Here is a 26,404-nt window from a genome sequence, read left to right as displayed (position 1 = left end):
TTATTATATAAGAAAAAAACCGGGCGCTGTCACCCGGTTTCATGTCTTATTCGGCGGGTTTTAATCCGTCTTCAAGCGTTTTCAGCATTTCGTTTTTCTCACTTTCAGATGCGTGCTGCCAAATGACTTCGAATAAAACGCCGAGCCCTGGAAGCATTTTTTCTTCACCGCTTTGAATCGCATCTACGATTGTATGCTCAAGCTGCTCCTGATTATTGCCGGTGACATTGGAGATGACGGCATGACGTAAATTAAGATCCATGTAAAACGCTCCTTTTTCTAAAATGTAATACGTATATTCTAACCCTGCACCTGGTTTATTATGTGCTGTTCTTGCGATATAATAACATCATGTTAAAAAAAGGAGCGCCACATAGACAGTGAAACAAATAGAATCGGCAAAAAACCAAAAAGTGAAGGATTGGAAAAAGCTTCACACAAAAAAAGAACGAACAAAAACAAATACATTTCTGATAGAGGGAGAACACCTCGTTGAAGAGGCGTTGAAAAGCCCGGGCATTGTGAAAGAAATCCTTGTAAAGGATGAAACGAAGATTCCTTCAGATCTTGAGACTGGTATCCAGTGCTATACGCTGAGTGAAGATGCGTTTTCAGCTGTGACTGAAACCGAAACGCCGCAGCAGATTGCCGCTGTGTGCCATATGCCTGAAGAAAAGCTGGCAACGGCACGCAAGGTGCTGCTGATTGACGCTGTTCAAGATCCGGGAAACCTTGGCACAATGATTCGAACGGCTGATGCGGCCGGTTTGGATGCGGTTGTACTCGGTGACGGCACGGCGGACGCCTTTAACGGAAAAACACTGCGATCTGCTCAAGGATCTCACTTCCATATTCCTGTTGTGAGAAGAAATCTGCCTTCATATGTGGACGAATTGAAGGCAGAGGGCGTAAAAGTATACGGCACGGCGCTGCAAAACGGAGCGCCTTATCAGGAGATTCCTCAGTCTGAATCCTTTGCGCTCATTGTAGGAAATGAAGGTGCAGGGGTGGATGCTGCATTGCTGGAAAAAACGGATTTGAACCTATACGTGCCGCTTTACGGACAGGCTGAATCACTAAACGTTGCGGTTGCGGCTGCCATCCTCGTGTATCACTTGCGAGGATAGTGTTGCGCCAAGCGTTGGATTTCTCTATAATAGAACATAATATTTCAAAAACCGTGACAGAGGACCTCAATTTCTGATCAACTGCTTTCCAGGGAGAAAATGCCGCTGACTGAGAGCATTTTTAACGCAGCCGGAAATTGGCTTCACCTCTTGAGTTGTCGCCGGGACCGCGTACACTGCGCGTAAAGGTGAACCGGAATCTGATTCCGTTATGTCAATGAAGCTGACGACAGCATCAGTCTGTCTGAAATAAGGGTGGTACCGCGGCCACAACTCGTCCCTTGTACAAGGGACGGGTTTTTTTTATTTTCCAAAGACATATGACGGTTTGTTTACATAAAAGGAGGATGCAAAATGGAAGAAAAGCTAAAACAGCTGGAACAAGAAGCTTTAGAACAAGTAGAAGCGGCAAGCTCATTGAAGGTTGTCAATGATATTCGGGTGCAATATCTCGGAAAAAAAGGGCCGATTACAGAAGTGCTGCGCGGAATGGGCAAGCTTTCTGCTGAGGAACGTCCAAAAATGGGGGCGCTCGCGAACGAAGTAAGGGAGCGTATTGCCAATGCGATTGCTGACAAAAACGAGAAGCTTGAAGAAGAGGAAATGAAGCAGAAGCTTGCAGGACAGACAATTGACGTCACGCTGCCGGGGAACCCTGTTGCAGTCGGCGGCCGCCATCCGCTCACTGTTGTCATTGAAGAAATTGAAGATTTATTTATCGGTATGGGCTACACAGTCGAGGAAGGGCCAGAGGTTGAAACGGATTACTACAACTTCGAATCGCTCAATCTTCCGAAAGAACACCCTGCGCGCGATATGCAGGACAGCTTTTACATCACAGAGGAGACTTTGATGAGAACGCAAACTTCTCCTGTCCAAACACGGACGATGGAAAAGCATGAAGGCAAAGGTCCCGTTAAAATCATTTGCCCGGGTAAAGTATATCGCCGTGATAACGATGATGCGACGCACTCTCACCAATTTATGCAAATTGAAGGGCTTGTCGTTGACAAAAACATCAGCATGAGTGATTTAAAAGGAACGCTTGAACTCGTTGCGAAAAAAATGTTCGGGCAAGACCGCGAAATCAGACTCCGCCCAAGCTTTTTCCCGTTTACTGAGCCTTCAGTAGAAGTGGATGTGACATGCTTTAAATGCGGTGGGAACGGCTGTTCAGTATGTAAAGGAACAGGCTGGATTGAAATCCTCGGCGCCGGAATGGTTCACCCGAACGTGCTTAAAATGGCTGGCTTTGATCCGAAGGAATATCAGGGCTTCGCATTCGGAATGGGTGTTGAGCGCATCGCCATGCTGAAATACGGCATTGATGATATCCGCCACTTCTATACAAACGATGTCAGATTTATTTCGCAGTTTAAACAGGCGTAAGAGGAGGATGCAAGGATGTTTGTTTCTTATAAATGGTTAGAGGATTATGTTGATTTAAAAGGCATGGACCCGGCTGTTCTTGCTGAAAAAATTACAAGAGCCGGTATTGAGGTTGAAGGAATTGAATACAAAGGAGAAGGCATCAAAGGCGTTGTCATCGGCCATGTGCTGGAGCGCGAGCAGCACCCGAATGCTGATAAGCTGAATAAGTGCCTTGTGGATATCGGTGCTGAAGCCCCTGTACAAATCATTTGCGGCGCGCCGAATGTGGATAAGGGACAAAAAGTCGCGGTTGCAACTGTCGGAGCGGTGCTGCCGGGCAATTTCAAAATCAAAAAAGCCAAGCTTCGCGGTGAAGAATCAAATGGCATGATCTGTTCCTTACAGGAGCTTGGTATCGAAAGCAAACTTGTGGCGAAGGAGTATGCAGAAGGCATTTTCGTATTCCCGAATGACGCTGAAACAGGAAGCGATGCCTTAGCGGCTTTACAGCTTGACGATGCGATTCTTGAGCTGGGTTTAACGCCAAACCGCGCGGATGCCATGAACATGCTTGGTGTTGCTTACGAGGTTGCCGCGATTTTAGACACTGAGGTAAAGCTTCCGCAAACGGATTACCCGGCTGCTTCAGAACAAGCGTCTGATTACATTGCAGTCAAAATCGAAGATCAAGAAGCGAACCCGCTGTACACTGCAAAAATCATTAAAAATGTCACGATTGCTCCGTCACCGCTTTGGATGCAGACAAAGCTGATGAATGCAGGCATTCGCCCGCACAACAACGTCGTTGACATCACAAATTTTGTCCTGTTGGAATACGGACAGCCGCTTCATGCGTTTGATTATGACAGATTTGGCTCTAAGGAAGTCGTAGTACGAAAAGCAGCTGAGAATGAAATGCTCGTCACTCTTGATGATCAAGAACGTAAGCTGTCCGCCGATCACCTTGTCATTACAAACGGAACGAAAGCGCAGGCCGTTGCGGGTGTCATGGGAGGAGCAGAGTCAGAGGTTCAGGAAGATACCAAAACGATTTTGCTTGAGGCTGCGTATTTCAACGGGCAGACGGTTCGCAAGGCTTCCAAAGACCTTGGTTTGAGAAGTGAATCAAGCGTAAGATTTGAAAAAGGAATTGATCCGGCGCGCGTACGTCTTGCAGCAGAACGGGCTGCGCAGCTGATCCATCTGTATGCCGATGGTGAGGTGCTTGCTGGAACAGTTGAGGAAGATCACCTGACAATCGAAGCAAATAACATTCACGTATCTGCTGACAAAGTGAGCAGCGTTCTAGGCCTGACGATCAGTAAAGAAGAACTGATCAGCATTTATAAACGTCTCGGTTTTACAGTCGGTGAAGCGGGTGAACTTCTCGTTGTGACTGTCCCATCACGCCGCGGCGACATTACAATAGAAGAGGATTTAATCGAAGAAGCGGCAAGACTGTACGGCTACGATAACATTCCGTCTACGCTTCCTGAGACAGCGGGAACTACAGGCGGATTAACGCCTTACCAGGCAAAACGCCGTAAAGTCAGACGCTTCCTTGAAGGCGCAGGCTTATCACAAGCCATCACTTACTCACTGACAAACGAGAAGAAAGCTGCAGCGTTTGCGATTGAAAAATCACTGAATACTGTGCTTGCGCTTCCAATGAGTGAAGAAAGAAGCATTCTCAGACACAGTCTTGTTCCGAATCTGCTTGATTCTGTTTCTTACAACCTCGCGAGGCAGACTGACTCAGTTGCACTGTACGAAGTCGGCTCCGTTTTCCTGACGAAGGAAGAGGACACAAAACCTGTTGAAACAGAACGCGTAGCAGGAGCTGTTACCGGATTATGGCGCAAGCAGCTATGGCAGGGTGAAAAGAAACCAGTTGATTTCTTTGTTGTCAAAGGAATTGTGGAAGGGCTGTTAGACAAACTCAACGTCCTAGACAGCATTGAATTTGTACAGTCAGAACGCAAACAGCTGCATCCGGGCAGAACAGCGAACATTTTATTAAATGGTTCTCTGATCGGCTTCATTGGCCAAGTCCATCCTTCATTGGAAAAAGAACTGGATATAAAGGAAACATACGTATTTGAGCTCGATCTTCATGCGTTGCTCGCAGCAGAAACAGCACCGCTTGTTTACAAGGCGATTCCGAAATATCCGTCTGTGACACGTGATATTGCTCTTGTAACAGATAAAACCGTCACAAGCGGCCAGCTTGAGAGCGTCATTAAAGAGGCTGGCGGCAAGCTTCTGAAAGAGGTAACTGTCTTTGACGTATACGAAGGCGAACATATGGAGGAAGGCAAGAAGTCAGTCGCTTTCTCACTCCAGTATGTCAACCCTGAACAAACACTGACTGAAGAAGAAGTGACAAAGGCGCACAGCAAAGTGCTGAAAGCGTTAGAAGACACATATCAAGCTGTTTTAAGAGGCTGATAAAAAAGCTTGCAGAGAAATCTGCAAGCTTTTTTCTATGAACGTTTTTTATCAGCAAGGCGCTGCGCTTTTTGCGTATTGGCGAAATGGAGTTTTGTAAAGGTTCTGAGTGTAGATGCCCCTTTTTTGAGGATCAGCTTGGCGGCCGCTTCATCGACGTGCGGACCGGCCCCTTTTGGAAGCGTCATTCCTGCCTCGCGTGATAGTTTATCCATTTCCATTAAAAACGAATATCTTGCAATGATTGAAGCAGCGGCGACAGCCAGGTGAATGCCTTCAGCTTTTGTGCTAAAATAGGTCCGCTCCTTCACAATGTCTCTGCCCTTTAAATGATTGAAGTAGACGCCTGGCTCAGCGAATTGGTCAATCAAAATGGCTTCAGGCTTTACTCCATCCAATTTTCTTAATAAATGGGTGATCGCTTGATTGTGCAGCAAAGCTTTCATTTTCCCTTGGCTCATGCCTTTTTCCTGCATGCTGTTATACTTTTCATTCTTTAAAACCAGCAGGCTATATGGAATAGTTTTGATCAGGTTTCGGGCAATCTCGATGATTTGCGGATCTTTTAAATCTTTAGAATCCTTAACACCGAGTTCCTTCATTAAAGGAAGCATGGTTTTGTCGACGTACGCACATACAACCGTCATTGGGCCAAAGTAATCTCCGGTTCCGACTTCGTCAGAACCGATAACAGACATTCCGGCGATATCTGCCGGAGGGGCATAGCGGGGATCAGCCGGCTTTTTGGCCGTTTTCTTCTTTTCCTGAGGCTCCGCTGTTCCCCAGCGCGCGGATTCTGCCGCTGCGTTTTTGCCTTGAAACAAGACCTTGCCTGATTTATATGCTGTAATGGTACAGCCGGGCGGTTTCGCCTGAAAAACGGCTCCCTGCGGAACAGAGGCTGTAAGCGAACCACTGTATGTCATTTTCATTTGGTCAATAGCAGACAACGATACTTTTATCACTGAATGGGACACGTAATAATCTCCTTTTTTTACACTTTTCGCTGTATATACCAGTGTATCATAACAGCGGGAGGCTCGTCTTTCCATTCATTTAATAAACGTGTTATGATAAGAACTAGGATTCTCGCGGAATGGAGGAGAAACGTTGTCTGACGGCAAAAAAACAAAAACAACCGTTGACATTTACGGCCAGCACTTCACGATTGTCGGTGAAGAAAGCAGAGCCCATATGAGGTATGTCGCCGGAATTGTTGATGATAAAATGAGAGAAATCAATGAAAAAAATCCATACCTTGATATAAATAAACTTGCAGTGCTGACAGCGGTAAATGTGGTGCACGATTATGTCAAATTACAAGAGAAATGTGAAAAACTGGAGCGTCAGCTTAAAGAAAAGGATTGAACAACTATGCTAGATATCATCATCTTAATCTTGCTCCTGATGGGGACTTTACTGGGGTTAAAACGCGGTTTTATCCTGCAGTTTATCCGCTTGACGAGCTTTATTTTATCAATTGCCTTTGCGGCTTTATTCTATAAAAACGTGGCACCGCATTTACATTGGATTCCCGCACCCGATTTTTCAGCGGGACAGCCGGCTCTTTCTTTTTTTACGGGGAATTTGGAAGCAGCGTACTATAATGCGATTGCGTTTATCGTTTTATTTATCATTGCTAAAATCTTACTGAGAATCATCGGCTCGTTCCTGAGTATTGTAGCCGGCATTCCGGTGATTAAACAAATCAACCAGATGCTGGGAGCCGTTCTCGGTTTTCTAGAAGTCTATTTATTTACATTTGTGCTGCTGTATGTCGCATCCGTTCTGCCGGTAGATGCACTGCAGCAAATGATGGGGCAATCGTCTCTCGCAAATGTGATCATTAACCATACACCGTACTTGTCAGGGCTTTTACAAGAGCTGTGGACACAGTACGGGGCATAAAAAAACTTCTCTTGTCCGGAGAAGTTTTTTTCAAGTATGATGGAAACATATGTGAACGTCTGGGGGTTATGATATGCATAAAAAAGATATTATCCGGCTGCTTGAAACCATTGCAGTCTATATGGAACTCAAAGGGGACAACCCGTTTAAAGTATCCGCCTTCCGAAAAGCGGCGGCAGCCCTGGAACAGGACGACCGAAGCTTATCAGAAATGGACGATATGATGTCGCTGTCCGGCATTGGAAAAGGAACGTACAGCGTCATTAAAGAGTATATAGATGAAGGAAAGTCAAGCACGCTCGAATCGCTTCAGAAAGAAGTGCCGGAAGGACTCGTGCCTTTATTGAAGCTGCCGGGGCTCGGCGGCAAAAAAATCGCAAAGCTGTATAAAGAGCTCGGCGTACACGATGCAGAATCTCTGAAGGAAGCCTGTGAGCAGCAAAAGGTCCAGGGTCTTGCGGGCTTCGGCAAAAAATCGGAAGAAAAAATATTACAGGCGCTCGGGGAAGCCGGAAAACAGCCTGAACGGTTCCCGATCGGCTACGCCCTCCGGATCGCGCGGGAAATTGAGGAGCATCTTTCTCAATTTACGCATATCATCAAATTTTCTCGTGCCGGAAGTCTCCGCAGAGCGCGGGAAACGGTGAAGGATCTGGATTATATCATTGCTACAGATCATCCGGCTGAAGTAAGAGAGCAGCTTCTTGAGCTGCCAAACATCAAAAGCGTGATCGCAAGCGGAGATACGAAGGTGTCCGTCATCCTTTCCTTTGAATATGAAACAAGCGTCGATTTCCGTCTTGTGACGGAAGAGCAGTTTCCGACAACACTCCATCATTTTACGGGATCAAAGGATCACAATATTAAAATGCGCCAAATCGCCAAAGAACGCGGCGAGCGGATCAGTGAATACGGCGTTGAGACAGTTGAAACCGGAGAGATCAAAACATTTCCGAGTGAACGTGAATTTTATGCGCACTTCGGCCTGCCGCTGATTCCGCCGGAAATTCGTGAAAGCGGACAGGAAGTGGAAACCTACAGCGACAGCATTGAACTGATAGAACCCGGGCAAATCAAAGGTGATCTCCACATGCACTCAACGTGGAGCGATGGTGCATTTTCGATCAGAGAGATGGCTGAAGCCTGCATCAAAAAAGGCTATCAATACATGGCGATCACCGATCACTCACAATATTTAAAGGTCGCCAACGGGCTTACTGCAGAAAGACTTAAGCAGCAGGCAAAAGAAATTGACGCACTGAATGCAGAGTTTGAAAACTTCCGTATTTTGAAAGGCGTTGAGATGGATATCCTGCCTGACGGTACGCTCGATTATGATGACGATGTGCTTGCGGAAATGGATATCGTTATTGCATCGATTCATTCCAGTTTTAATCAGCCGGAACACGTGATTATGAAACGGCTTGAGACGGCACTGACAAACAAGCATGTTGACATTATCGCACACCCGACCGGGCGCCTTATCGGCAGACGGGCCGGTTACGAAATCGATATTGATCAGCTGATTGAGCTTGCGAGGAAAACAAATACGGCGCTTGAACTCAACGCCAACCCTGCGCGCCTTGATCTGCGCACAGAGCATTTAATGAAAGCAAACGAACAAGGGGTTACATTGGTGATTAATACTGATGCCCATAATATTGAGATGTTAGACGATATGAAAACTGGCGTTACTGCCGCGCGCAAAGGATGGACGGAAACGAAAAACGTTCTGAATGCCCGGTCGCTTAAAGACGTAGAGGCATTTCTGAAGCGCAACGATTAAGTAAGGAGGCTCACACAATCGTGCAGCAAAAAGTATTATCAGCTCTTGAATTTCATAAAGTGAAAGAACAGGTTATTGGGCATGCCGCTTCATCGCTCGGAAAAGAAATGCTTCTCGAGCTTAAGCCTTCTGCTTCTATAGACGAAATCAAAAAACAGCTTGATGAAGTAGACGAAGCTTCTGACATTATCCGGCTGAGAGGCCAAGCGCCATTTGGCGGCCTTGTAGATATCAGAGGAGCGTTAAGACGGGCGGAAATCGGCAGCGTTCTCAGTCCTTCTGAATTCACTGAAATCTCAGGCCTGCTTTATGCAGTTAAACAAATGAAACATTTTATCACCCAAATGGCTGAAGACGGTGTCGACATTCCGCTGATCCATCAGCATGCTGAACAGCTTATCACGCTGTCCGATTTAGAGCGGGACATTAATTCCTGCATTGATGATCACGGAGAAGTGCTTGATCATGCATCGGAAACATTAAGAGGAATCCGCACACAGCTCAGAACACTCGAATCAAGAGTCAGAGACCGGTTAGAGTCGATGCTGCGTTCCTCTTCCGCTTCGAAAATGCTGTCTGATACGATTGTTACGATTCGGAATGACCGCTTTGTGATCCCGGTCAAACAGGAGTACAGATCCAGCTATGGAGGAATTGTGCACGACACCTCATCCTCTGGTGCGACACTATTCATTGAACCGCAGGCGATTGTAGATATGAACAATTCCCTTCAGCAGGCGAAAGTGAAAGAAAAGCAAGAAATTGAACGGATTTTGCGTGTGCTGACAGAGAAAACGGCAGAGCATACAGAGGAGCTATTTCTAGATTTGCAAGTGCTGCAGACGCTTGACTTTATTTTTGCAAAAGCTAGATATGCAAAAGCGGTTAAAGCGACAAAACCGATTATGAACGACACCGGCTTTATCCGTTTGAAAAAAGCCCGCCATCCATTGCTTCCGCCTGACCAGGTTGTTGCCAATGACATCGAGCTTGGCCGCGATTTTTCAACCATTGTCATCACAGGGCCAAACACCGGGGGGAAAACAGTCACCCTTAAAACGTTAGGCCTGCTAACCTTAATGGCGCAATCAGGTCTTCATATCCCGGCAGATGAAGGGTCAGAAGCGGCAGTATTTGAGCACGTATTCGCTGATATCGGTGATGAACAGTCGATTGAGCAAAGTTTAAGTACGTTCTCATCCCATATGGTGAACATTGTCGGCATTTTAGAACAGGTCAATGAAAACAGCCTTGTGCTTTTCGATGAACTTGGTGCAGGGACAGATCCGCAGGAGGGGGCGGCCCTCGCCATGAGCATATTGGATGACGTGCATCGCACCAATGCACGAGTGTTAGCTACGACGCATTATCCGGAATTGAAGGCGTACGGCTATAACAGAGAAGGCGTCATGAATGCCAGCGTTGAATTTGACATTGAAACGCTGTCACCGACCTATAAACTTTTAATTGGTGTGCCGGGTCGAAGCAATGCTTTCGAAATTTCAAAACGCCTCGGGCTTCCGGACCATATCATCGGGCAGGCGAAGTCAGAAATGACGGCCGAGCATAACGAAGTCGATACGATGATTGCGTCGCTGGAACAAAGCAAAAAACGTGCGGAAGAAGAGCTTTCTGAGACAGAATCAATCAGAAAAGAAGCGGAAAAACTGCATAAAGAGCTGCAGCAGCAAATCATCGAGCTTAACAGCAAAAAAGACAAAATGCTTGAAGAGGCAGAACAGCAGGCTGCTGAAAAAGTAAAAGCGGCAATAAAAGAAGCCGAGGACATTATTCATGAATTGCGCTCCATAAAAGAAGAACACAAATCCTTCAAGGATCACGAGCTGATTAACGCGAAGAAACGGTTAGAAGGCGCTATGCCGGCTTTTGAAAAGTCCAAGAAACCGGAAAAGCCAAAAGCGCAAAAACGCGACTTTAAGCCTGGTGACGAGGTGAAAGTCCTCACTTTCGGGCAAAAAGGAACATTGCTCGAAAAAACAGGCGGCAATGAATGGAATGTTCAAATCGGTATTTTAAAGATGAAAGTAAAAGAAAAAGATCTGGAGTTTATCAAATCAGCTCCGGAGCCAAAAAAAGAAAAAATCATTACAGCGGTCAAGGGAAAGGACTATCACGTATCGCTTGAACTTGATCTCCGCGGCGAACGCTATGAAAATGCCCTCAGCCGGGTTGAAAAATACTTGGATGATGCGGTGTTAGCCGGATATCCAAGAGTGTCAATCATCCACGGAAAAGGAACCGGCGCTTTAAGAAAAGGCGTACAGGATCTTCTGAAAAACCACCGCAGCGTCAAAAGTTCCCGTTTCGGTGAAGCAGGTGAGGGAGGATCAGGCGTTACGGTTGTTGAACTAAAATAAAAGGGAGTATGGCCATGAGTGATTTTTGGGAAAACGAGCTTGTGGAAATCGCGGCATATTACAGTGTCGCGGTTCTCTGCCTCGTCCTCTTTTTGACTGTGTTTGAGCTGGTGACGGCTTATAAAAACTGGGAAGAGATTCAAAAAGGAAATCTTGCGGTGGCAATGGCGACCGGCGGAAAAATTTTGGGAATCGCAAACGTATTTCAGCATTCCATCTCCCAGCATAATTCGCTGCTGCAAATGATCGGCTGGGGCGTTTACGGGTTTGTTATGCTTCTGATCAGCTACTTTATTTTTGAGTTTTTGACTCCGCGGTTTAAAATTGATCAGGAAATCGAGAATGATAACCGGGCTGTCGGCTTTATTTCATTTGTTATTTCTGTCGGGCTTTCTTTTGTGGTGGCAGCCGGAATATAAGGGGACGGAGAATAGATGGAAAAGCTTGCGAAAATACTGCTCGCCGCGGCGGGAATCTTTTTGTTAATTGGTCTTATATATCTGTTCATATTATGAGAAAAAGAAAGATTTACCTTTCTTTTTCTTTTTTTTGCCGTCCATCTGCTATAATGATAAGGTGGATCTCTAAAATCGAAAGGGGAGGTTTTATGCAGTCTCAAAAGCCGTGGCTTGCCGAGTATCCCAACGATATCCCGCATGAGCTTCCGTTGCCCAATAAAACCCTGCAATCCATCCTGACAGACTCCGCCGCACGATTCCCTGATAAAACCGCAATATCGTTTTATGGAAAAAAACTCACCTTTCATGACATTCTGACGGATGCTCTTAAACTTGCAGCTTTTTTGCAGTGCAATGGCCTGCAAAAAGGAGACAGAGTGGCTGTTATGCTGCCCAATTGCCCGCAAACAGTGATTTCTTATTATGGCGTCTTGTTTGCCGGTGGCATCGTGGTGCAGACGAATCCGCTTTATACCGAGCATGAGCTTGAATACCAGCTTAGAGATGCTCAGGTAAGTGTGATCATCACCCTAGATTTGCTTTTCCCGAAGGTAATAAAAATGAAAACGTTATCAATAGTCGACCAGATTTTGATAACCAGCGTAAAAGACTATTTGCCTTTTCCGAAGAATATTCTTTACCCGCTGACGCAAAAACAAAAAGTGCATATCGACTTTGACAAAACAGCTAACATTCACACGTTTGCTTCCAGTATGAAGCAGGAAAAAACTGAACTCCTGACAATCCCGAAGATCGATCCTGAGCATGATATCGCTGTCCTCCAGTATACCGGAGGAACAACCGGAGCTCCAAAAGGGGTCATGCTCACGCACCAAAATATTTTGGCAAATACTGAAATGTGCGCCGCTTGGATGTATGACGTGAAAGAAGGCGCTGAAAAAGTGCTGGGCATCGTCCCGTTTTTTCATGTTTACGGACTGACGGCAGTCATGAACTATTCGATTAAACTAGGCTTCGAAATGATTCTTCTTCCTAAGTTTGATCCGCTCGAAACACTTAAAATCATCGACAAACACAAACCAACGCTCTTTCCTGGCGCACCGACAATTTACATTGGCCTTTTGCATCACCCCGAATTGCAGCATTATGATCTGTCATCCATTAAAAGCTGTCTTAGCGGATCAGCCGCGCTCCCCGTGGAGGTAAAGCAGAAATTTGAAAAGGTGACTGGCGGAAAGCTTGTGGAAGGCTATGGTTTGTCTGAGGCATCTCCAGTGACACATGCTAACTTTATCTGGGGAAAAAACAAGCCGGGCAGTATCGGCTGTCCTTGGCCGAGTACGGACGCCGCGATCTATTCTGAAGAGACGGGTGAGCTTGCCGCTCCGTATGAGCATGGAGAAATCATTGTAAAAGGTCCGCAAGTCATGAAAGGATACTGGAATAAACCAGAGGAAACCGCAGCAGTGCTGAGAGATGGCTGGCTGTTCACCGGGGACATGGGCTATATGGATGAAGAAGGCTTTTTCTATATTGCTGACAGGAAGAAGGATATCATCATTGCCGGCGGTTACAATATTTACCCGCGTGAGGTAGAAGAAGCGCTTTATGAACATGAAGCTATCCAGGAAATTGTTGTCGCAGGCGTTCCCGATTCTTACAGGGGAGAAACAGTAAAAGCATTTGTAGTATTAAAGAAAGGCGCAAAAGCCGATACAGAAGAACTGGACACTTTTGCGAGATCACGTCTAGCTCCCTATAAGGTGCCCAAAGCCTATGAGTTCAGAAAAGAGCTGCCGAAAACGGCGGTGGGGAAAATTTTAAGAAGGCGTTTACTTGAAGAAGAAGCCGAAAATCATCATATCAAATAAAAAAGAGAACTCCTATGAATAAACTTGACAAACCTGAAAATCCTTCTTATCATGAAATTATGAATGAATAGTCATTCATTTCTATAGGAAGGAACGATGAACATTGAAGCAAAAACGGCCAAAGTATATGCAGATTATTGATGCAGCAGTAGAAGTCATTGCAGAAAACGGCTACCACCAGTCACAGGTATCCAAAATTGCCAAACAAGCCGGAGTAGCGGACGGCACCATCTATCTCTATTTTAAAAACAAAGAAGATATTTTAATTTCTCTTTTCAAAGAAAAAATGGGTCAATTTATTGAGCGGATGGAAGAGGACATTAAAGAAAAAGCAACAGCGAAAGAGAAATTGGCGCTTGTGATTTCAAAGCATTTTTCCCTTTTAGCGGGTGACCATAATCTCGCAATTGTCACGCAGCTCGAGCTCCGCCAATCCAACTTGGAGCTGCGCCAAAAAATCAACGAAATATTAAAAGGCTACTTAAATATTTTGGATGGCATTTTGACGGAAGGTATACAATCAGGCGAATTAAAAGAAGGCCTCGACGTCCGCCTCGCCCGGCAGATGATTTTTGGAACGATTGACGAAACCGTGACAACTTGGGTGATGAATGACCAAAAGTACGATCTCGCTGCGCTTTCAGACAGCGTTTTAGAATTATTGGTGTCTGGAATTCATAATAAGTAAAGGAGTTCTGTCCTATGAATGCAATATCACTGGCAGTTGATCAATTTGTGGCAGTTTTGACGATTCACAATCCGCCGGCAAATGCACTTTCCAGCCGGATATTAGAAGAGCTGTCTTCCTGTCTTGATCAATGTGAGACAGATGCAGGCGTACGAAGCATTATCATTCACGGCGAGGGAAGATTTTTCTCAGCCGGCGCTGATATTAAAGAATTTACATCGCTTAAAGGCAACGAGGATTCCTCACTGCTGGCTGAGCGCGGCCAGCAGCTGATGGAAAGAATCGAAAGCTTTCCAAAACCGATTATCGCGGCGATTCACGGCGCTGCTCTTGGAGGCGGGCTGGAGCTGGCGATGGCTTGTCATATCAGAATCGCGGCAGAAGACGCCAAGCTGGGGCTCCCGGAGCTTAATCTCGGTATCATTCCGGGTTTTGCGGGGACACAGCGCCTTCCGAGATATGTCGGTACAGCCAAAGCACTAGAGCTCATCGGATCAGGAGAACCGATATCCGGAAAAGAAGCGCTTGATCTCGGACTTGTCTCAATTGGAGCGAAAGATGAGGCAGAAGTGATTGAAAAAGCAAAAGCACTTGCCGCTAAGTTTGCAGAGAAAAGCCCGCAAACGCTGGCATCTTTGCTTGAACTTCTTTATTCCAACAAGGTGTATTCCTATGAAGGCAGCTTAAAGCTTGAAGCAAAGCGATTTGGGGAAGCATTTGAGTCAGAGGACGCCAAGGAAGGCATCCAGGCATTTCTCGAAAAAAGAAAGCCTCAGTTCAAAGGCGAATAAAAGGGGATATGATCATGAATCTATTTGTACTGATGAAACGGACGTTTGACACAGAAGAAAAAATCGTCATTGAAACAGGAAAGATTCAGGATGACGGAGCGGAATGGATCATTAATCCATATGATGAGTACGCGATAGAAGAAGCCATCCAGCTGAAGGAAAAGCATGGCGGCACGATCACCGCCGTCACGGTCGGCGGTGAAGAAGCGGAGAAAGAATTGCGTACGGCGCTGGCCATGGGTTGTGACCAAGCTGTTTTAATCAACATAGAAGATGATCTCGAAGAACCCGACCAATATTCCATTTCTCAAGTTTTATACCACTATATGAAGGATCAGGAGTTTGATTTGATTCTCGGCGGAAATGTTGCCATTGACGGAGGATCAGGACAAGTGGCGCCTCGGCTTGCCGAGCTACTGGACATTCCGTGTATCACTACGATCACCAAACTCGAAATCAACGGCACTGATGCAGAAGCAGAAAGGGACGTCGAAGGGGATGTTGAAAAAATCAAAACGACGCTCCCATTGCTTGCCACAGCTCAGCAGGGCTTAAACGAGCCGCGCTATCCATCGCTTCCGGGAATTATGAAGGCTAAGAAAAAGCCGCTTGAAGAGCTTGAACTTGATGATCTTGACCTGGACGAAGAGGATGCTGAACCAAAGCTGAAAACCATTGAGCGTTTTCTGCCGCCAAAAAAAGAAGCCGGGAAGCTTCTCCAAGGTGAGCCTGCCGAACAGGCAAAAGAGCTTGTCTCATTGCTCCGCAGCGAAGCTAAAGTCATTTAAAGCTTGGACATTCAAAGAAACAGGGGGATGTTAGAATGGGAAAAAAAGTGATCGTACTTGGAGAAATACGCGATGGGGAATTGCGGAATGTCACCTTTGAAGCAATAGCTGCAGGAAGAACCATTTCAGGAGATGGAGAAGTCATCGGTGTTCTCATCGGTGAAAATGTACAAAGCATTGCACAAGAGCTTATTCATTACGGAGCAGATAAAGTTCTTACCGCTGAGGACCCGAAGCTGAAAACATACACGGCAGACGGGTACAGCCAGGTCATGAGAGGTGTTATCGAGCAAGAAAATCCTGATTCAGTCATCTTCGGGCATACGGCAATGGGCAAGGATCTTTCACCGAAGCTTGCTGCCCGGCTGCAAACAGGCTTAATTTCTGATGCTATAGATGTAAGCGTTACCGGAGGGAATGTTGTGTTCACACGGCCGATTTACTCGGGGAAAGCTTTTGAACGCGTCATTTCAACCGATCCGATGATCTTTGCGACAATTCGCCCCAATAACATACAAGCTTCAGAAAAAGACACCAGCAGATCGGGGAGCATCGAAAGCATTGATGTTTCTCTTACTGACCTCCGCACTGTTATCCAAGAGGTCGTGAAAAAAACAGCTGACGGCGTTGATCTCTCCGAAGCAAAAATTATCGTTGCGGGCGGCCGAGGAGTCAAAAGCAAGGAGGGATTTCAGCCTCTGCAGGAGCTTGCAGAGGTGCTAGGGGCCGCAGTCGGGGCTTCTCGCGGGGCATGTGACGCTGATTATTGCGATTACGCTCTTCAAATCGGGCAGACGGGGAAAGTCGTCACTCCGGATTTGTACATTGCATGCGGCATTTCCGGCGCCATCCAGCATTTGGCCGGCATGTCAAACAGCAAGGTGATCGTCGCCATCAATAAAGACCCCGAAGCCGATATCTTTAAAATAGCGGATTACGGCATCGTCGGTGATTTATTTGAAGTTGTCCCGTTATTAACTGAGGAATTCAAACAATTGAATATACACTCATAAAGGAAATCCCGGACTTTAAAAGTTCGGGATTTTTTCATAGTTATAAATACATACGTACAAATATAAAAACAATAGAAAATGTCGTTGACATGTACGAACATATATAATATGGTTACTTTAAAAGCGCTTACATTCATGATGACTCCTCAGGCAAAAGACAGATCACATATTTGACTGTGGTGCTTTTCATATCCGTATGAAAGGAATGATCAGAGGCATGTCTGAACATCAAGCAGTGATTCAAACAGATATCGTAAAAGGAACCATTAACAAAAATATATACGGTCATTTTGCTGAGCATTTAGGAAGAGGGATTTATGAGGGGATCTGGGTCGGAACGGACTCAGACATCCCCAATATCAACGGGATACGAAAGGACGTGCTGGAGGCGCTCAAACAGCTGCACATTCCTGTCCTCAGATGGCCGGGCGGGTGTTTTGCGGACGAATACCATTGGGCAAACGGTGTCGGTGACCGTAAGACAATGCTGAACACTCACTGGGGCGGTACAATTGAATCAAATGAATTCGGAACGCATGAATTTATGATGCTTTGCGAGCTGCTTGAATGCGAGCCATATATTTGCGGCAATGTCGGAAGCGGAACCGTTCAGGAAATGGCGGAGTGGATTGAGTATATGACATTTGAAGAAGGCACGCCGATGTCAGACTGGAGAAAACAAAATGGAAGAGAAGAGCCTTGGAAGCTGAAATATTTCGGCGTGGGCAATGAAAACTGGGGCTGCGGCGGCAACATGCATCCCGAATACTACGCAGATCTGTACCGGCGTTTTCAGACTTATGTCCGTAATTACAGCAGGAATGACATTTATAAAATTGCCGGCGGCGCAAATGTGGATGATTTTAATTGGACGGATGTGCTTATGAAAAAAGCCGCTGGCCTGATGGACGGGTTGAGTCTTCATTATTACACGATTCCGGGGGATTTTTGGAAGGGCAAAGGATCAGCCACAGAATTCACGGAAGATGAATGGTTTATTACGATGAAAAAAGCCAAATACATCGATGAATTGATTCAAAAACACGGCACGATTATGGACCGGTACGATCCGGAGCAGCGGGTCGGGCTGATTATTGATGAATGGGGCACGTGGTTTGATCCCGAGCCAGGCACGAATCCCGGTTTCTTATATCAGCAAAACACCATTCGTGATGCGCTGGTGGCGGCTTCTCATTTCCACATCTTCCATCAGCATTGCCGCCGGGTGCAAATGACAAATATCGCCCAAACGGTCAACGTTCTTCAAGCGATGATTTTGACTGAGGGAGAGCGGATGCTTTTGACACCGACGTACCATGTATTCAATATGTTTAAGGTGCACCAGGACGCTTCTCTTTTAGCCACAGAGACAATGTCTGCCGACTATGAATGGAACGGTGAAACGCTTCCGCAAATCAGCATTTCAGCGTCGAAACAAGCTGAAGGTGATATCAATATCACTATTTGCAACATCGATCACCAAAACAAAGCGGAGGCGCAAATCGAGCTGAGGGGCCTACACAAGGCAGCGGACCATTCCGGAGTCATTCTCACGGCAGAAAAAATGAATGCGCATAACACGTTTGACGATCCTCATCATGTCAAACCGGAATCCTTCAGACAATACACGCTCAGCAAAAACAAACTGAAAGTAAAACTCCCGCCAATGTCAGTCGTCTTACTTACGCTGCGTGCTGATTCTTAATCGCGTAAGAGCGCCGGAGCTTCATGCCGGCGCTCTTTTTCAGGTTTTAAAACAGCTCCGGCAGGGCATGGTAAAGTACATGACAGTGAAGAGGAGATGTGATCTTATGCTTCGTACCATTTTAATGATTATTGGGGCAATTGTAGTGATCGGGGCCATTATCAGATTTGTGTTTTAAAAAAAGAGCATATCCCATTCAACCATATAAAAATGAGTAAACCGGCTGTGATCAGGAAAAAATAATTTGTAAGCATTAAAATAGCGTGAACGAATGGGAGATGCTATACTAAAAATCATCATTTCACATTGGAGGAATTCAATAATGGCTATCGTAAAAGCAACTGATCAATCTTTCTCAGCTGAAACAAGCGAAGGCGTCGTACTGGCAGACTTCTGGGCTCCTTGGTGCGGACCTTGTAAAATGATTGCACCTGTTCTTGAAGAATTGGATCAAGAAATGGGAGACAAACTGAAAATCGTAAAAATCGATGTAGATGAAAACCAAGAAACTGCCGGAAAATACGGCGTTATGAGCATCCCGACTCTTCTTGTGTTAAAAGACGGCGAAGTAGTTGAAACTTCAGTCGGCTTCAAACCAAAAGAAGCGCTTCAAGAGCTTGTAAACAAACATCTTTAATTTTCCGCTGCTTACATGCCAGAGCGATTCCGATTGAGGGATCGCTTTTTTTATTCGCCAATTGTGAATCATAGAGAAAAACAAACGTTCGTGTTAAACTAGGAATAAAGGATTAAACATAAGGAAGGGTAACATATGAACAAACAACTGAAAGAAAAACTCGCCCTCCTTCCTGATCAACCGGGTTGTTATCTCATGAAGGACCGGCAGCAGACTGTGATCTACGTAGGGAAAGCAAAAGTGCTGAAAAACAGAGTACGCTCCTACTTCACCGGTTCTCACGACGCGAAAACCCAAAGGCTTGTGACGGAAATCGAGGATTTTGAATATATCGTGACGTCCTCCAATCTTGAAGCGCTTATTTTAGAAATGAATCTGATCAAAAAGCATGATCCGAAATACAACGTCATGCTCAAAGACGACAAAACCTATCCTTTCATAAAACTCACCCATGAACGCCACCCAAGGCTGATTGTCACCCGCAATGTCAAAAAAGACAAAGGGCGCTATTTCGGGCCGTATCCGAATGTACAGGCAGCAAGGGAAACAAAAAAACTGCTCGACCGTCTGTATCCTCTCAGAAAATGCTCCAAGCTCCCGGACAGAGTGTGCCTTTACTATCATCTGGGCCAATGCCTCGCTCCGTGCGTAAAGGATATTTCCGAAGAGACGAACAGAGAGCTGGTTGAAAGCATTACACGTTTCTTAAGGGGCGGCTATAATGAGGTCAAAAAAGAGCTTGAAGAGAAAATGCATGAAGCTGCTGAGAATCTTGAGTTTGAACGAGCAAAAGAGCTTCGTGACCAAATTGCCCATATTGAATCAACGATGGAAAAACAAAAAATGACGATGAACGATCTAGTCGACCGTGATGTATTCGCGTACGCGTACGATAAGGGCTGGATGTGCGTGCAGGTCTTTTTCATCCGCCAAGGAAAGCTCATTGAACGCGATGTCAGCATGTTCCCGCTTTATCAGGAAGCAGATGAAGAGTTCCTCACGTTCATCGGGCAGTTCTATTCAAAAAACAACCACTTCCTTCCGAAGGAGATTTTAGTTCCGGACAGCGTAGATCAATCCATGATCGAGCAGCTGCTGGAAACAAACGTTCACCAGCCGAAAAAAGGCCCGAAAAAAGAACTGCTCATGCTTGCCCATAAAAATGCGAAAATCGCATTGAAAGAAAAATTCTCTTTAATCGAACGGGACGAGGAGCGTTCAATCGGGGCTGTGCAGAAGCTAGGTGAGGCATTAAATATTTATACGCCGCACAGAATTGAAGCGTTTGATAACTCAAACATACAGGGGACAAACCCGGTTTCCGCGATGATTGTGTTTATCGACGGCAAACCATACAAAAAGGAATACCGCAAATATAAAATCAAAACTGTTACAGGGCCGGATGATTACGGTTCTATGAGAGAGGTTGTCAGAAGACGCTATACGAGAGTGCTTCGTGAGAATCTGCCGCTGCCCGATCTGATCATCATTGACGGAGGAAAAGGGCAGATCAACGCAGCAAGGGATGTCATTGAAAATGAACTCGGCTTGGATATCCCGATCGCCGGTTTAGCGAAAGATGAAAAACACAGAACCTCAAATTTACTGATCGGTGAGCCGCTGGAGGTGGTGTATCTGGAACGAAACAGCCAGGAATTTTACCTCCTGCAGCGCATTCAGGACGAGGTGCACCGTTTTGCAATCAGTTTTCACAGGCAAATCCGCGGAAAAAGCGCGTTTCAATCCGTTTTGGACGACATCCCGGGTATCGGAGAGAAAAGAAAGAAAATGCTGTTAAAGCATTTCGGTTCCGTTAAAAAAATGAAGGAAGCAAGCCTTGAGGACATCAAAAAAGCCGGTGTTCCCGCAGCGGCGGCTCAGCTCCTTTACGGCAAATTGCAAAAATAATGTTGTCCTTTTAAATAAGATCTGATAAAATGTGAACTAATTTCATAGTTAGATCGTGTTATATGGTGAAGATAGAGGTGCGAACTTCAAGAGTATGCCTTTGGAGAAAGATGGATTCTGTGAAAAAGGCTGAAAGGGGAGCGTCGCCGAAGCAAATAAAACCCCATCGGTATTATTTGCTGGCCGTGCATTGAATAAATGTAAGGCTGTCAAGAAATCATTTTCTTGGAGGGCTATCTCGTTGTTCATAATCATTTATGATGATTAATTGATAAGCAATGAGAGTATTCCTCTCATTGCTTTTTTTATTGTGGACAAAGCGCTCTTTCTCCTCACCCGCACGAACCAAAATGTAAAGGGTGGTAATACATGGGTCTTATTGTACAAAAATTCGGAGGCACTTCCGTCGGCTCAGTCGAAAAAATTCAAAATGCGGCAAACCGCGCAATTGCAGAAAAACAGAAAGACCATCAAGTCGTTGTCGTCGTTTCAGCAATGGGAAAATCCACTGACGAATTGGTCAGCCTTGCAAAAGCTATTTCTGACCAGCCGAGCAAACGCGAAATGGATATGCTGCTGGCGACAGGCGAGCAGGTCACGATTTCACTCCTTTCAATGGCATTGCAGGAAAAAGGCTATGACGCTGTGTCTTATACTGGCTGGCAGGCGGGAATCCGTACGGAGGCCATTCACGGAAACGCCAGAATTACAGATATCGACACTTCGGGTTTAGCAGACCAGCTTGAAAAAGGAAAAATTGTCATTGTTGCAGGATTCCAAGGCATGACAAAGGATTGTGAAATTACGACATTGGGCCGGGGCGGTTCAGATACAACAGCAGTTGCTTTGGCTGCCGCTTTAAAAGCTGATAAATGTGACATATACACAGACGTGCCAGGCGTGTTTACAACCGATCCGCGCTATGTGAAATCAGCGAGAAAACTTGCGGGCATCTCATACGATGAAATGCTTGAGCTTGCCAATTTAGGCGCCGGTGTTCTTCATCCGAGAGCAGTTGAGTTCGCGAAAAATTACCAAGTGCCGTTAGAAGTGCGTTCAAGTACAGAAACCGAAGCGGGAACATTAATTGAGGAGGAATCATCCATGGAACAGAATTTAATTGTCAGAGGCATTGCATTTGAAGATCAAATCACAAGAGTAACCATTTACGGGCTGACTAGCGGCCTGACAACTTTGTCTACTATTTTTACAACACTTGCCAAAAGAAACATAAACGTAGATATCATTATCCAAACGCAGGCCGAGGACAAGACTGGAATTTCCTTCTCTGTCAAAACAGAAGATGCAGACCAAACCGTTGCGGTGCTTGAAGAGTATAAAGACGCGCTGGAATTTGAGAAAATCGAGACAGAAAGCAAATTGGCTAAAGTATCCATTGTTGGATCCGGCATGGTCTCAAATCCTGGTGTAGCGGCTGAAATGTTTGCTGTACTGGCGCAAAAAAACATTTTAATCAAAATGGTCAGCACATCTGAAATCAAAGTGTCAACAGTCGTAAGCGAAAATGACATGGTGAAAGCAGTCGAGTCGCTTCACGATGCATTTGAGCTTTCAAAACATCCTTCAGCTGTGTAATGACAATCAAAAAGGCGGGACTATGCAGTCACCGCCTTTTTGATTACACTGGGTCTTTCATATCCCATTTCACAGTCAGAACCACTTTATCGGCTCTCTTTTTCACTTGTTCATATGATTCGGCAATCTGATCATTCATCAATTGAATTTGTTCAGCGATAAAACCAGCCTCCAGCTGAAAGCAAGGTTCTTTCTGATGTTTAAGCCGGTTGGAAATGATCGGCCCTTCAAGTTCAAATTCAAGCTCCTGTTTTTTAGCGCTTACGTTGGTGAGGGTTCCCCAGCCCGCTTCTTCAAAGAAGGCCGGAAATTCCTCCCATGATTCAAGAGGAAACTTACGGGCGAGATGTTTTCCTGCCCAATACATCATGGAAGAGTAATCTTGGCCAAGCATATCTGGGAGAACGATCTCTCGTATTAGTTCGTAGGCATAGGCGTTCATTTCAATTTCTTTTAGGTTGTCAATAGATGCTTCAAATTTAGACTTCATATCTGTCTCCCCTCTCTCCTGCGTATATTATAGCTCAAACAGGGGGGAGGATTACAGAATGATCCTGTAATTCTTATGAAAAATTAAGCAAGAAATATATATTGATAAAATAAAATTTTTCAATCAACTAATCAATTCGGAAAATTATAATTTATGTACGCGTTTTCTTGACGCCCTTTTGAGGGAGGAGTAAAATGAAATTGTCAATAAATCTTAATAAAGTGCTTACAATTGAAAGAAGTGGGGGAAGAGATTTAGCACATTTCGCACTTATCAAACAGGGGGTAAAGTAATGTCTGGGAACAGAGAGTTTTATTTTCGAAGATTGCATTCCTTGCTTGGCGTCATACCGGTCGGCATCTTTCTTATTCAGCATTTAGTCGTCAACCAGTTTGCCGCAAGGGGCGCTGAAGCATTCAATAGCGCTGCTCATTTTATGGATAGTCTGCCTTTCAGGTATGCCTTGGAAATTTTTATTATCTTCTTACCATTAATTTATCATGCAGTTTATGGTGTGTACATAGCGTTTACTGCGAAAAATAACGCAGGCCAATACAGCTACATGAGAAACTGGCTATTCGTCCTGCAGCGTGTAACCGGTATCATCACCCTCATTTTCGTCAGCTGGCACGTGTGGGAAACCCGCATTGCTGCACAAATGGGCGCTGAGGTCAATTTCGACATGATGGCGAATATTTTGAGCTCTCCGGCTATGCTTGGTTTTTACATTGTCGGTGTTTTATCAACAATTTTCCACTTCTCGAACGGTTTATGGTCTTTCGCTGTTACATGGGGCATCACGGTAACGCCTCGTTCTCAAAGAATTTCGACATACGTTACGCTGATTATTTTTGTTGCACTGTCATACGTAGGCTTAAAAGCGATTTTTGCATTTGTTTAAGAGTACTAGATTACTAGAGGGAGAGGGGCTATCATGAGTCAATCAAGCATTATCGTAGTCGGCGGGGGTCTTGCCGGCCTCATGGCGACAATTAAAGCAGCGGAATCAGGAATGGCGGTTAAGCTGTTTTCCATCGTTCCTGTCAAACGTTCTCATTCGGTTTGTGCGCAAGGCGGCATAAACGGAGCGGTCAATACAAAAGGGGAAGGTGACTCTCCGTGGGAACATTTTGATGACACGGTATACGGGGGAGACTTTCTTGCCAATCAGCCGCCGGTCAAGGCGATGTGTGAAGCGGCGCCTTCTATCATCCACTTATTAGACCGAATGGGCGTCATGTTTAACCGGACGCCTGAAGGCCTGCTTGATTTCCGCCGATTCGGGGGTACACAGCACCACAGAACTGCTTATGCTGGTGCGACGACGGGACAGCAGCTGCTTTACGCACTGGACGAGCAAGTGCGCAGATACGAAGTTGCGGGTCTGGTCACAAAATACGAAGGCTGGGAATTCCTTGGCGCTGTTTTAGATGATGACAGAACCTGCCGCGGAATTGTTGCACAAAACCTGACAAACATGCAAATTGAATCCTTCCGTTCAGACGCTGTCATTATGGCGACGGGCGGACCGGGAATCATTTTTGGAAAATCAACGAACTCCATGATTAATACAGGATCTGCTGCATCAATCGTTTATCAGCAGGGAGCGTATTATGCAAACGGAGAATTCATTCAAATCCACCCGACAGCCATACCGGGCGATGACAAACTAAGACTGATGAGTGAATCAGCGCGTGGAGAAGGCGGGCGCGTGTGGACATATAAAGACGGCAAACCGTGGTATTTCCTGGAGGAAAAATATCCGGCATACGGAAACCTGGTGCCGCGTGATATTGCGACACGCGAAATATTTGATGTGTGTGTGAACCAGAAGCTCGGCATTAACGGTGAAAACATGGTCTATCTCGATCTGTCTCATAAAGATCCGAAAGAGCTTGATATTAAGCTTGGCGGCATCATTGAGATTTATGAGAAATTCATGGGAGACGACCCGCGTAAGCTTCCAATGAAAATCTTCCCTGCGGTCCATTATTCTATGGGCGGTTTATGGGTGGATTACGATCAAATGACAAACATCCCTGGACTGTTTGCGGCTGGGGAATGTGATTATTCTATGCACGGCGGCAACCGCTTGGGAGCGAACTCCCTGCTGTCTGCGATTTACGGAGGCATGGTGGCCGGTCCGAATGCGGTGAAATATGTAAACGGCTTAGAATCTTCAGCGGAAGACATGTCTTCATCTTTATTCGACGCTCACGTTAAGAAAGAAGAAGAAAAATGGGCTGATATTATGAGTATGGACGGAACGGAAAATGCCTATGTTCTTCACAAAGAGCTCGGTGAGTGGATGACGGCGAACGTAACGGTTGTCCGCCATAATGACAAGCTTTTGAAAACGGATGACAAAATTCAGGAGTTAATGGAGCGCTTCAAAAAGATCAACATCAATGACACGACAAAATGGAGCAACCAGGGAGCGATGTTCACACGCCAGTTCTCGAACATGCTTCAGCTTGCGAGGGTGATTACCCTTGGCGCATACAACCGTAATGAAAGCCGGGGCGCCCATTATAAACCAGATTATCCTGAACGTAATGATGACGAATGGCTCAAAACAACAATGGCTAAACATGTAAGCCCGTATGAAGCGCCGGAATTTGAGTATCAGGATGTCGATGTATCACTGATAACGCCTCGGAAACGGGATTACTCGAAGAAGAAGGTGGCGAAATAATCATGAGTGAACAAAAAACCATACGATTTATTATCACACGTCAAGATACAGCCGACAGCACGCCTTACGATGAAGAATTTGAGATTCCATACCGCCCGAATCTGAACGTCATTTCCGCTCTGATGGAAATCCGCCGGAATCCGGTTAATGTCAAAGGTGAGAAGACAACCCCTGTCACATGGGATATGAACTGTCTTGAGGAAGTATGCGGCGCATGTTCAATGGTCATAAACGGAAAACCCCGCCAGTCTTGTACGGCGCTTATTGACCAGCTTGAACAGCCGATCCGTTTAAAACCAATGAAAACATTCCCAGTCGTTCGTGATTTGCAGGTTGATCGCAGCAGAATGTTTGATTCATTGAAAAAAGTTAAAGCGTGGATACCGATTGACGGTACGTACGATTTAGGACCGGGGCCGAGAATGCCGGAAAAACGCCGTCAATGGGCATATGAATTATCAAAATGCATGACATGCGGCGTCTGCCTCGAAGCTTGCCCGAATGTGAACAGCAAATCGAAGTTCATGGGGCCTGCACCGATGTCGCAAGTCCGCCTGTTTAACGCGCATCCGACAGGCGCCATGAATAAATCTGAACGATTAGAAGCATTAATGGATGAAGGCGGCCTTGCAGATTGCGGCAACTCGCAAAACTGTGTTCAATCCTGTCCGAAGGGGATTCCGCTTACCACTTCGATTGCAGCCTTGAATAGAGATACAAACTTACAAGCGTTCCGCAATTTCTTCGGAAGCGACAGAGTATAAGAAGAAAAAACCTCTTCCGCA

The 26,404-nt window shown here is 45.6% G+C and carries 24 protein-coding genes and 1 riboswitch; of the genes, 20 read left to right on the top strand and 4 right to left on the bottom strand.

Features of this window, described 5'->3' with window-relative positions; all coding sequences use genetic code 11:
- Nucleotides 1-46 precede the first annotated feature (46 nt).
- Entirely contained in the window at nt 47-262 is a 216-nt protein-coding gene (sspI, locus tag AC0OMU_RS14900; protein ID WP_015384315.1) for a small acid-soluble spore protein SspI, read from the bottom strand.
- 118 nt (nt 263-380) lie between these two features.
- On the opposite strand from sspI, the gene AC0OMU_RS14895 reads away from it, so the two are divergent.
- The gene (locus tag AC0OMU_RS14895) at nt 381-1,127 is read left to right on the top strand and encodes a TrmH family RNA methyltransferase (RefSeq protein ID WP_015384314.1); all 747 of its coding nucleotides are present in this window, start codon (nt 381-383) and stop codon (nt 1,125-1,127) included.
- A 66-nt stretch (nt 1,128-1,193) separates the two neighbouring features.
- Here AC0OMU_RS14895 and AC0OMU_RS14890 read toward each other — a convergent pair whose 3' ends face one another.
- Nucleotides 1,194-1,400: a hypothetical protein gene (locus AC0OMU_RS14890; RefSeq protein ID WP_004398812.1), complete on the bottom strand. Its 207-nt coding sequence runs from the start codon at nt 1,398-1,400 to the stop codon at nt 1,194-1,196.
- A gap of 81 nt (nt 1,401-1,481) precedes the next feature.
- On the opposite strand from AC0OMU_RS14890, the gene pheS reads away from it, so the two are divergent.
- Nucleotides 1,482-2,516, top strand: a complete 1,035-nt coding sequence (gene pheS / locus AC0OMU_RS14885) for a phenylalanine--tRNA ligase subunit alpha (RefSeq protein ID WP_004398818.1) — start codon at nt 1,482-1,484, stop codon at nt 2,514-2,516.
- Between the two features lie 15 nt (nt 2,517-2,531).
- Nucleotides 2,532-4,946, top strand: coding sequence for a phenylalanine--tRNA ligase subunit beta (gene pheT / locus AC0OMU_RS14880; RefSeq protein WP_474241264.1), 2,415 nt, complete (start codon nt 2,532-2,534; stop codon nt 4,944-4,946).
- A gap of 35 nt (nt 4,947-4,981) precedes the next feature.
- On the opposite strand, the gene rnhC is transcribed toward pheT, so the two are convergent.
- Nucleotides 4,982-5,923, bottom strand: coding sequence for a ribonuclease HIII (gene rnhC, locus AC0OMU_RS14875; protein WP_474241263.1), 942 nt, complete (start codon nt 5,921-5,923; stop codon nt 4,982-4,984).
- A 133-nt stretch (nt 5,924-6,056) separates the two neighbouring features.
- Here rnhC and zapA point away from each other — a divergent pair, with 133 nt between their 5' ends.
- The 14 genes from zapA (at nt 6,057) to AC0OMU_RS14805 (ending at nt 22,434) form a co-directional block, all read left to right on the top strand.
- Nucleotides 6,057-6,314, top strand: a complete 258-nt coding sequence (gene zapA, locus AC0OMU_RS14870) for a cell division protein ZapA (RefSeq protein WP_003229534.1) — start codon at nt 6,057-6,059, stop codon at nt 6,312-6,314.
- A gap of 6 nt (nt 6,315-6,320) precedes the next feature.
- Nucleotides 6,321-6,854: a CvpA family protein gene (locus AC0OMU_RS14865; RefSeq protein WP_003229537.1), complete on the top strand. Its 534-nt coding sequence runs from the start codon at nt 6,321-6,323 to the stop codon at nt 6,852-6,854.
- Between the two features lie 73 nt (nt 6,855-6,927).
- Nucleotides 6,928-8,640, top strand: a complete 1,713-nt coding sequence (polX, locus tag AC0OMU_RS14860; protein WP_015384310.1) for a DNA polymerase/3'-5' exonuclease PolX — start codon at nt 6,928-6,930, stop codon at nt 8,638-8,640.
- A gap of 20 nt (nt 8,641-8,660) precedes the next feature.
- Nucleotides 8,661-11,018, top strand: a complete 2,358-nt coding sequence (locus tag AC0OMU_RS14855) for an endonuclease MutS2 (RefSeq protein WP_015384309.1) — start codon at nt 8,661-8,663, stop codon at nt 11,016-11,018.
- Nucleotides 11,019-11,032: 14 nt separating this feature from the next.
- A complete protein-coding gene (locus AC0OMU_RS14850; protein WP_003237674.1) occupies nt 11,033-11,437 on the top strand; it encodes a DUF350 domain-containing protein in 405 nt (134 codons plus the stop codon).
- Between the two features lie 188 nt (nt 11,438-11,625).
- The gene (gene lcfA / locus AC0OMU_RS14845) at nt 11,626-13,308 is read left to right on the top strand and encodes a long-chain-fatty-acid--CoA ligase LcfA (RefSeq protein ID WP_474241262.1); all 1,683 of its coding nucleotides are present in this window, start codon (nt 11,626-11,628) and stop codon (nt 13,306-13,308) included.
- Nucleotides 13,309-13,411: 103 nt separating this feature from the next.
- Nucleotides 13,412-13,996, top strand: a complete 585-nt coding sequence (fadR, locus tag AC0OMU_RS14840; protein WP_014477593.1) for a fatty acid metabolism transcriptional regulator FadR — start codon at nt 13,412-13,414, stop codon at nt 13,994-13,996.
- Nucleotides 13,997-14,010: 14 nt separating this feature from the next.
- Nucleotides 14,011-14,787, top strand: a complete 777-nt coding sequence (locus tag AC0OMU_RS14835) for an enoyl-CoA hydratase (RefSeq protein WP_003229549.1) — start codon at nt 14,011-14,013, stop codon at nt 14,785-14,787.
- Between the two features lie 14 nt (nt 14,788-14,801).
- Entirely contained in the window at nt 14,802-15,575 is a 774-nt protein-coding gene (gene etfB / locus AC0OMU_RS14830) for an electron transfer flavoprotein subunit beta (RefSeq protein ID WP_474222202.1), read from the top strand.
- A 35-nt stretch (nt 15,576-15,610) separates the two neighbouring features.
- A complete protein-coding gene (etfA, locus tag AC0OMU_RS14825; RefSeq protein ID WP_004398999.1) occupies nt 15,611-16,588 on the top strand; it encodes an electron transfer flavoprotein subunit alpha in 978 nt (325 codons plus the stop codon).
- Nucleotides 16,589-16,805: 217 nt separating this feature from the next.
- The gene (gene abfB / locus AC0OMU_RS14820) at nt 16,806-18,293 is read left to right on the top strand and encodes an alpha-L-arabinofuranosidase AbfB (RefSeq protein WP_474222201.1); all 1,488 of its coding nucleotides are present in this window, start codon (nt 16,806-16,808) and stop codon (nt 18,291-18,293) included.
- A 322-nt stretch (nt 18,294-18,615) separates the two neighbouring features.
- Nucleotides 18,616-18,930, top strand: coding sequence for a thioredoxin (gene trxA, locus AC0OMU_RS14815; RefSeq protein ID WP_003222500.1), 315 nt, complete (start codon nt 18,616-18,618; stop codon nt 18,928-18,930).
- A gap of 135 nt (nt 18,931-19,065) precedes the next feature.
- Complete coding sequence (gene uvrC / locus AC0OMU_RS14810) at nt 19,066-20,838, top strand: excinuclease ABC subunit UvrC (RefSeq protein WP_474222200.1); 1,773 nt, start codon at nt 19,066-19,068, stop codon at nt 20,836-20,838.
- 64 nt (nt 20,839-20,902) lie between these two features.
- Nucleotides 20,903-21,082, top strand: a riboswitch (Lysine riboswitch).
- 125 nt (nt 21,083-21,207) lie between these two features.
- Nucleotides 21,208-22,434 (top strand): aspartate kinase, encoded by a 1,227-nt coding sequence (locus AC0OMU_RS14805; RefSeq protein ID WP_474241261.1) that lies wholly within the window; start codon nt 21,208-21,210, stop codon nt 22,432-22,434.
- 43 nt (nt 22,435-22,477) lie between these two features.
- On the opposite strand, the gene AC0OMU_RS14800 is transcribed toward AC0OMU_RS14805, so the two are convergent.
- Nucleotides 22,478-22,924, bottom strand: a complete 447-nt coding sequence (locus AC0OMU_RS14800) for a YslB family protein (RefSeq protein ID WP_003222508.1) — start codon at nt 22,922-22,924, stop codon at nt 22,478-22,480.
- Between the two features lie 292 nt (nt 22,925-23,216).
- On the opposite strand from AC0OMU_RS14800, the gene sdhC reads away from it, so the two are divergent.
- Genes sdhC through sdhB form a run of 3 tightly spaced genes read left to right on the top strand, consistent with a single transcriptional unit; the run spans nt 23,217 to nt 26,383 of the window.
- Nucleotides 23,217-23,825: a succinate dehydrogenase cytochrome B558 gene (sdhC, locus tag AC0OMU_RS14795; RefSeq protein WP_003222512.1), complete on the top strand. Its 609-nt coding sequence runs from the start codon at nt 23,217-23,219 to the stop codon at nt 23,823-23,825.
- A 33-nt stretch (nt 23,826-23,858) separates the two neighbouring features.
- Complete coding sequence (gene sdhA, locus AC0OMU_RS14790; protein ID WP_003229567.1) at nt 23,859-25,619, top strand: succinate dehydrogenase flavoprotein subunit; 1,761 nt, start codon at nt 23,859-23,861, stop codon at nt 25,617-25,619.
- Between the two features lie 2 nt (nt 25,620-25,621).
- A complete protein-coding gene (gene sdhB, locus AC0OMU_RS14785) occupies nt 25,622-26,383 on the top strand; it encodes a succinate dehydrogenase iron-sulfur subunit (RefSeq protein ID WP_003229569.1) in 762 nt (253 codons plus the stop codon).
- Nucleotides 26,384-26,404: the final 21 nt, after the last annotated feature.

The organism is Bacillus sp. FAU18 (assembly GCF_056033885.1).
Note: the sequence above shows the minus strand (reverse complement) of the source record. Positions and strands in the feature narration are given on the sequence as shown.

What these genes read in the sequence shown, in the direction of transcription:
- sspI (WP_015384315.1), bottom strand. Translation starts at nt 262, where the DNA reads ATGGATCTTAATTTACGTCATGCCGTCATCTCCAATGTCACCGGCAAT.
- pheS (WP_004398818.1), top strand. Translation starts at nt 1,482, where the DNA reads ATGGAAGAAAAGCTAAAACAGCTGGAACAAGAAGCTTTAGAACAAGTA.
- pheT (WP_474241264.1), top strand. Translation starts at nt 2,532, where the DNA reads ATGTTTGTTTCTTATAAATGGTTAGAGGATTATGTTGATTTAAAAGGC.
- AC0OMU_RS14865 (WP_003229537.1), top strand. Translation starts at nt 6,321, where the DNA reads ATGCTAGATATCATCATCTTAATCTTGCTCCTGATGGGGACTTTACTG.
- polX (WP_015384310.1), top strand. Translation starts at nt 6,928, where the DNA reads ATGCATAAAAAAGATATTATCCGGCTGCTTGAAACCATTGCAGTCTAT.
- AC0OMU_RS14850 (WP_003237674.1), top strand. Translation starts at nt 11,033, where the DNA reads ATGAGTGATTTTTGGGAAAACGAGCTTGTGGAAATCGCGGCATATTAC.
- lcfA (WP_474241262.1), top strand. Translation starts at nt 11,626, where the DNA reads ATGCAGTCTCAAAAGCCGTGGCTTGCCGAGTATCCCAACGATATCCCG.
- AC0OMU_RS14835 (WP_003229549.1), top strand. Translation starts at nt 14,011, where the DNA reads ATGAATGCAATATCACTGGCAGTTGATCAATTTGTGGCAGTTTTGACG.
- etfB (WP_474222202.1), top strand. Translation starts at nt 14,802, where the DNA reads ATGAATCTATTTGTACTGATGAAACGGACGTTTGACACAGAAGAAAAA.
- etfA (WP_004398999.1), top strand. Translation starts at nt 15,611, where the DNA reads ATGGGAAAAAAAGTGATCGTACTTGGAGAAATACGCGATGGGGAATTG.
- abfB (WP_474222201.1), top strand. Translation starts at nt 16,806, where the DNA reads ATGTCTGAACATCAAGCAGTGATTCAAACAGATATCGTAAAAGGAACC.
- trxA (WP_003222500.1), top strand. Translation starts at nt 18,616, where the DNA reads ATGGCTATCGTAAAAGCAACTGATCAATCTTTCTCAGCTGAAACAAGC.
- uvrC (WP_474222200.1), top strand. Translation starts at nt 19,066, where the DNA reads ATGAACAAACAACTGAAAGAAAAACTCGCCCTCCTTCCTGATCAACCG.
- AC0OMU_RS14805 (WP_474241261.1), top strand. Translation starts at nt 21,208, where the DNA reads ATGGGTCTTATTGTACAAAAATTCGGAGGCACTTCCGTCGGCTCAGTC.
- AC0OMU_RS14800 (WP_003222508.1), bottom strand. Translation starts at nt 22,924, where the DNA reads ATGAAGTCTAAATTTGAAGCATCTATTGACAACCTAAAAGAAATTGAA.
- sdhC (WP_003222512.1), top strand. Translation starts at nt 23,217, where the DNA reads ATGTCTGGGAACAGAGAGTTTTATTTTCGAAGATTGCATTCCTTGCTT.
- sdhA (WP_003229567.1), top strand. Translation starts at nt 23,859, where the DNA reads ATGAGTCAATCAAGCATTATCGTAGTCGGCGGGGGTCTTGCCGGCCTC.
- sdhB (WP_003229569.1), top strand. Translation starts at nt 25,622, where the DNA reads ATGAGTGAACAAAAAACCATACGATTTATTATCACACGTCAAGATACA.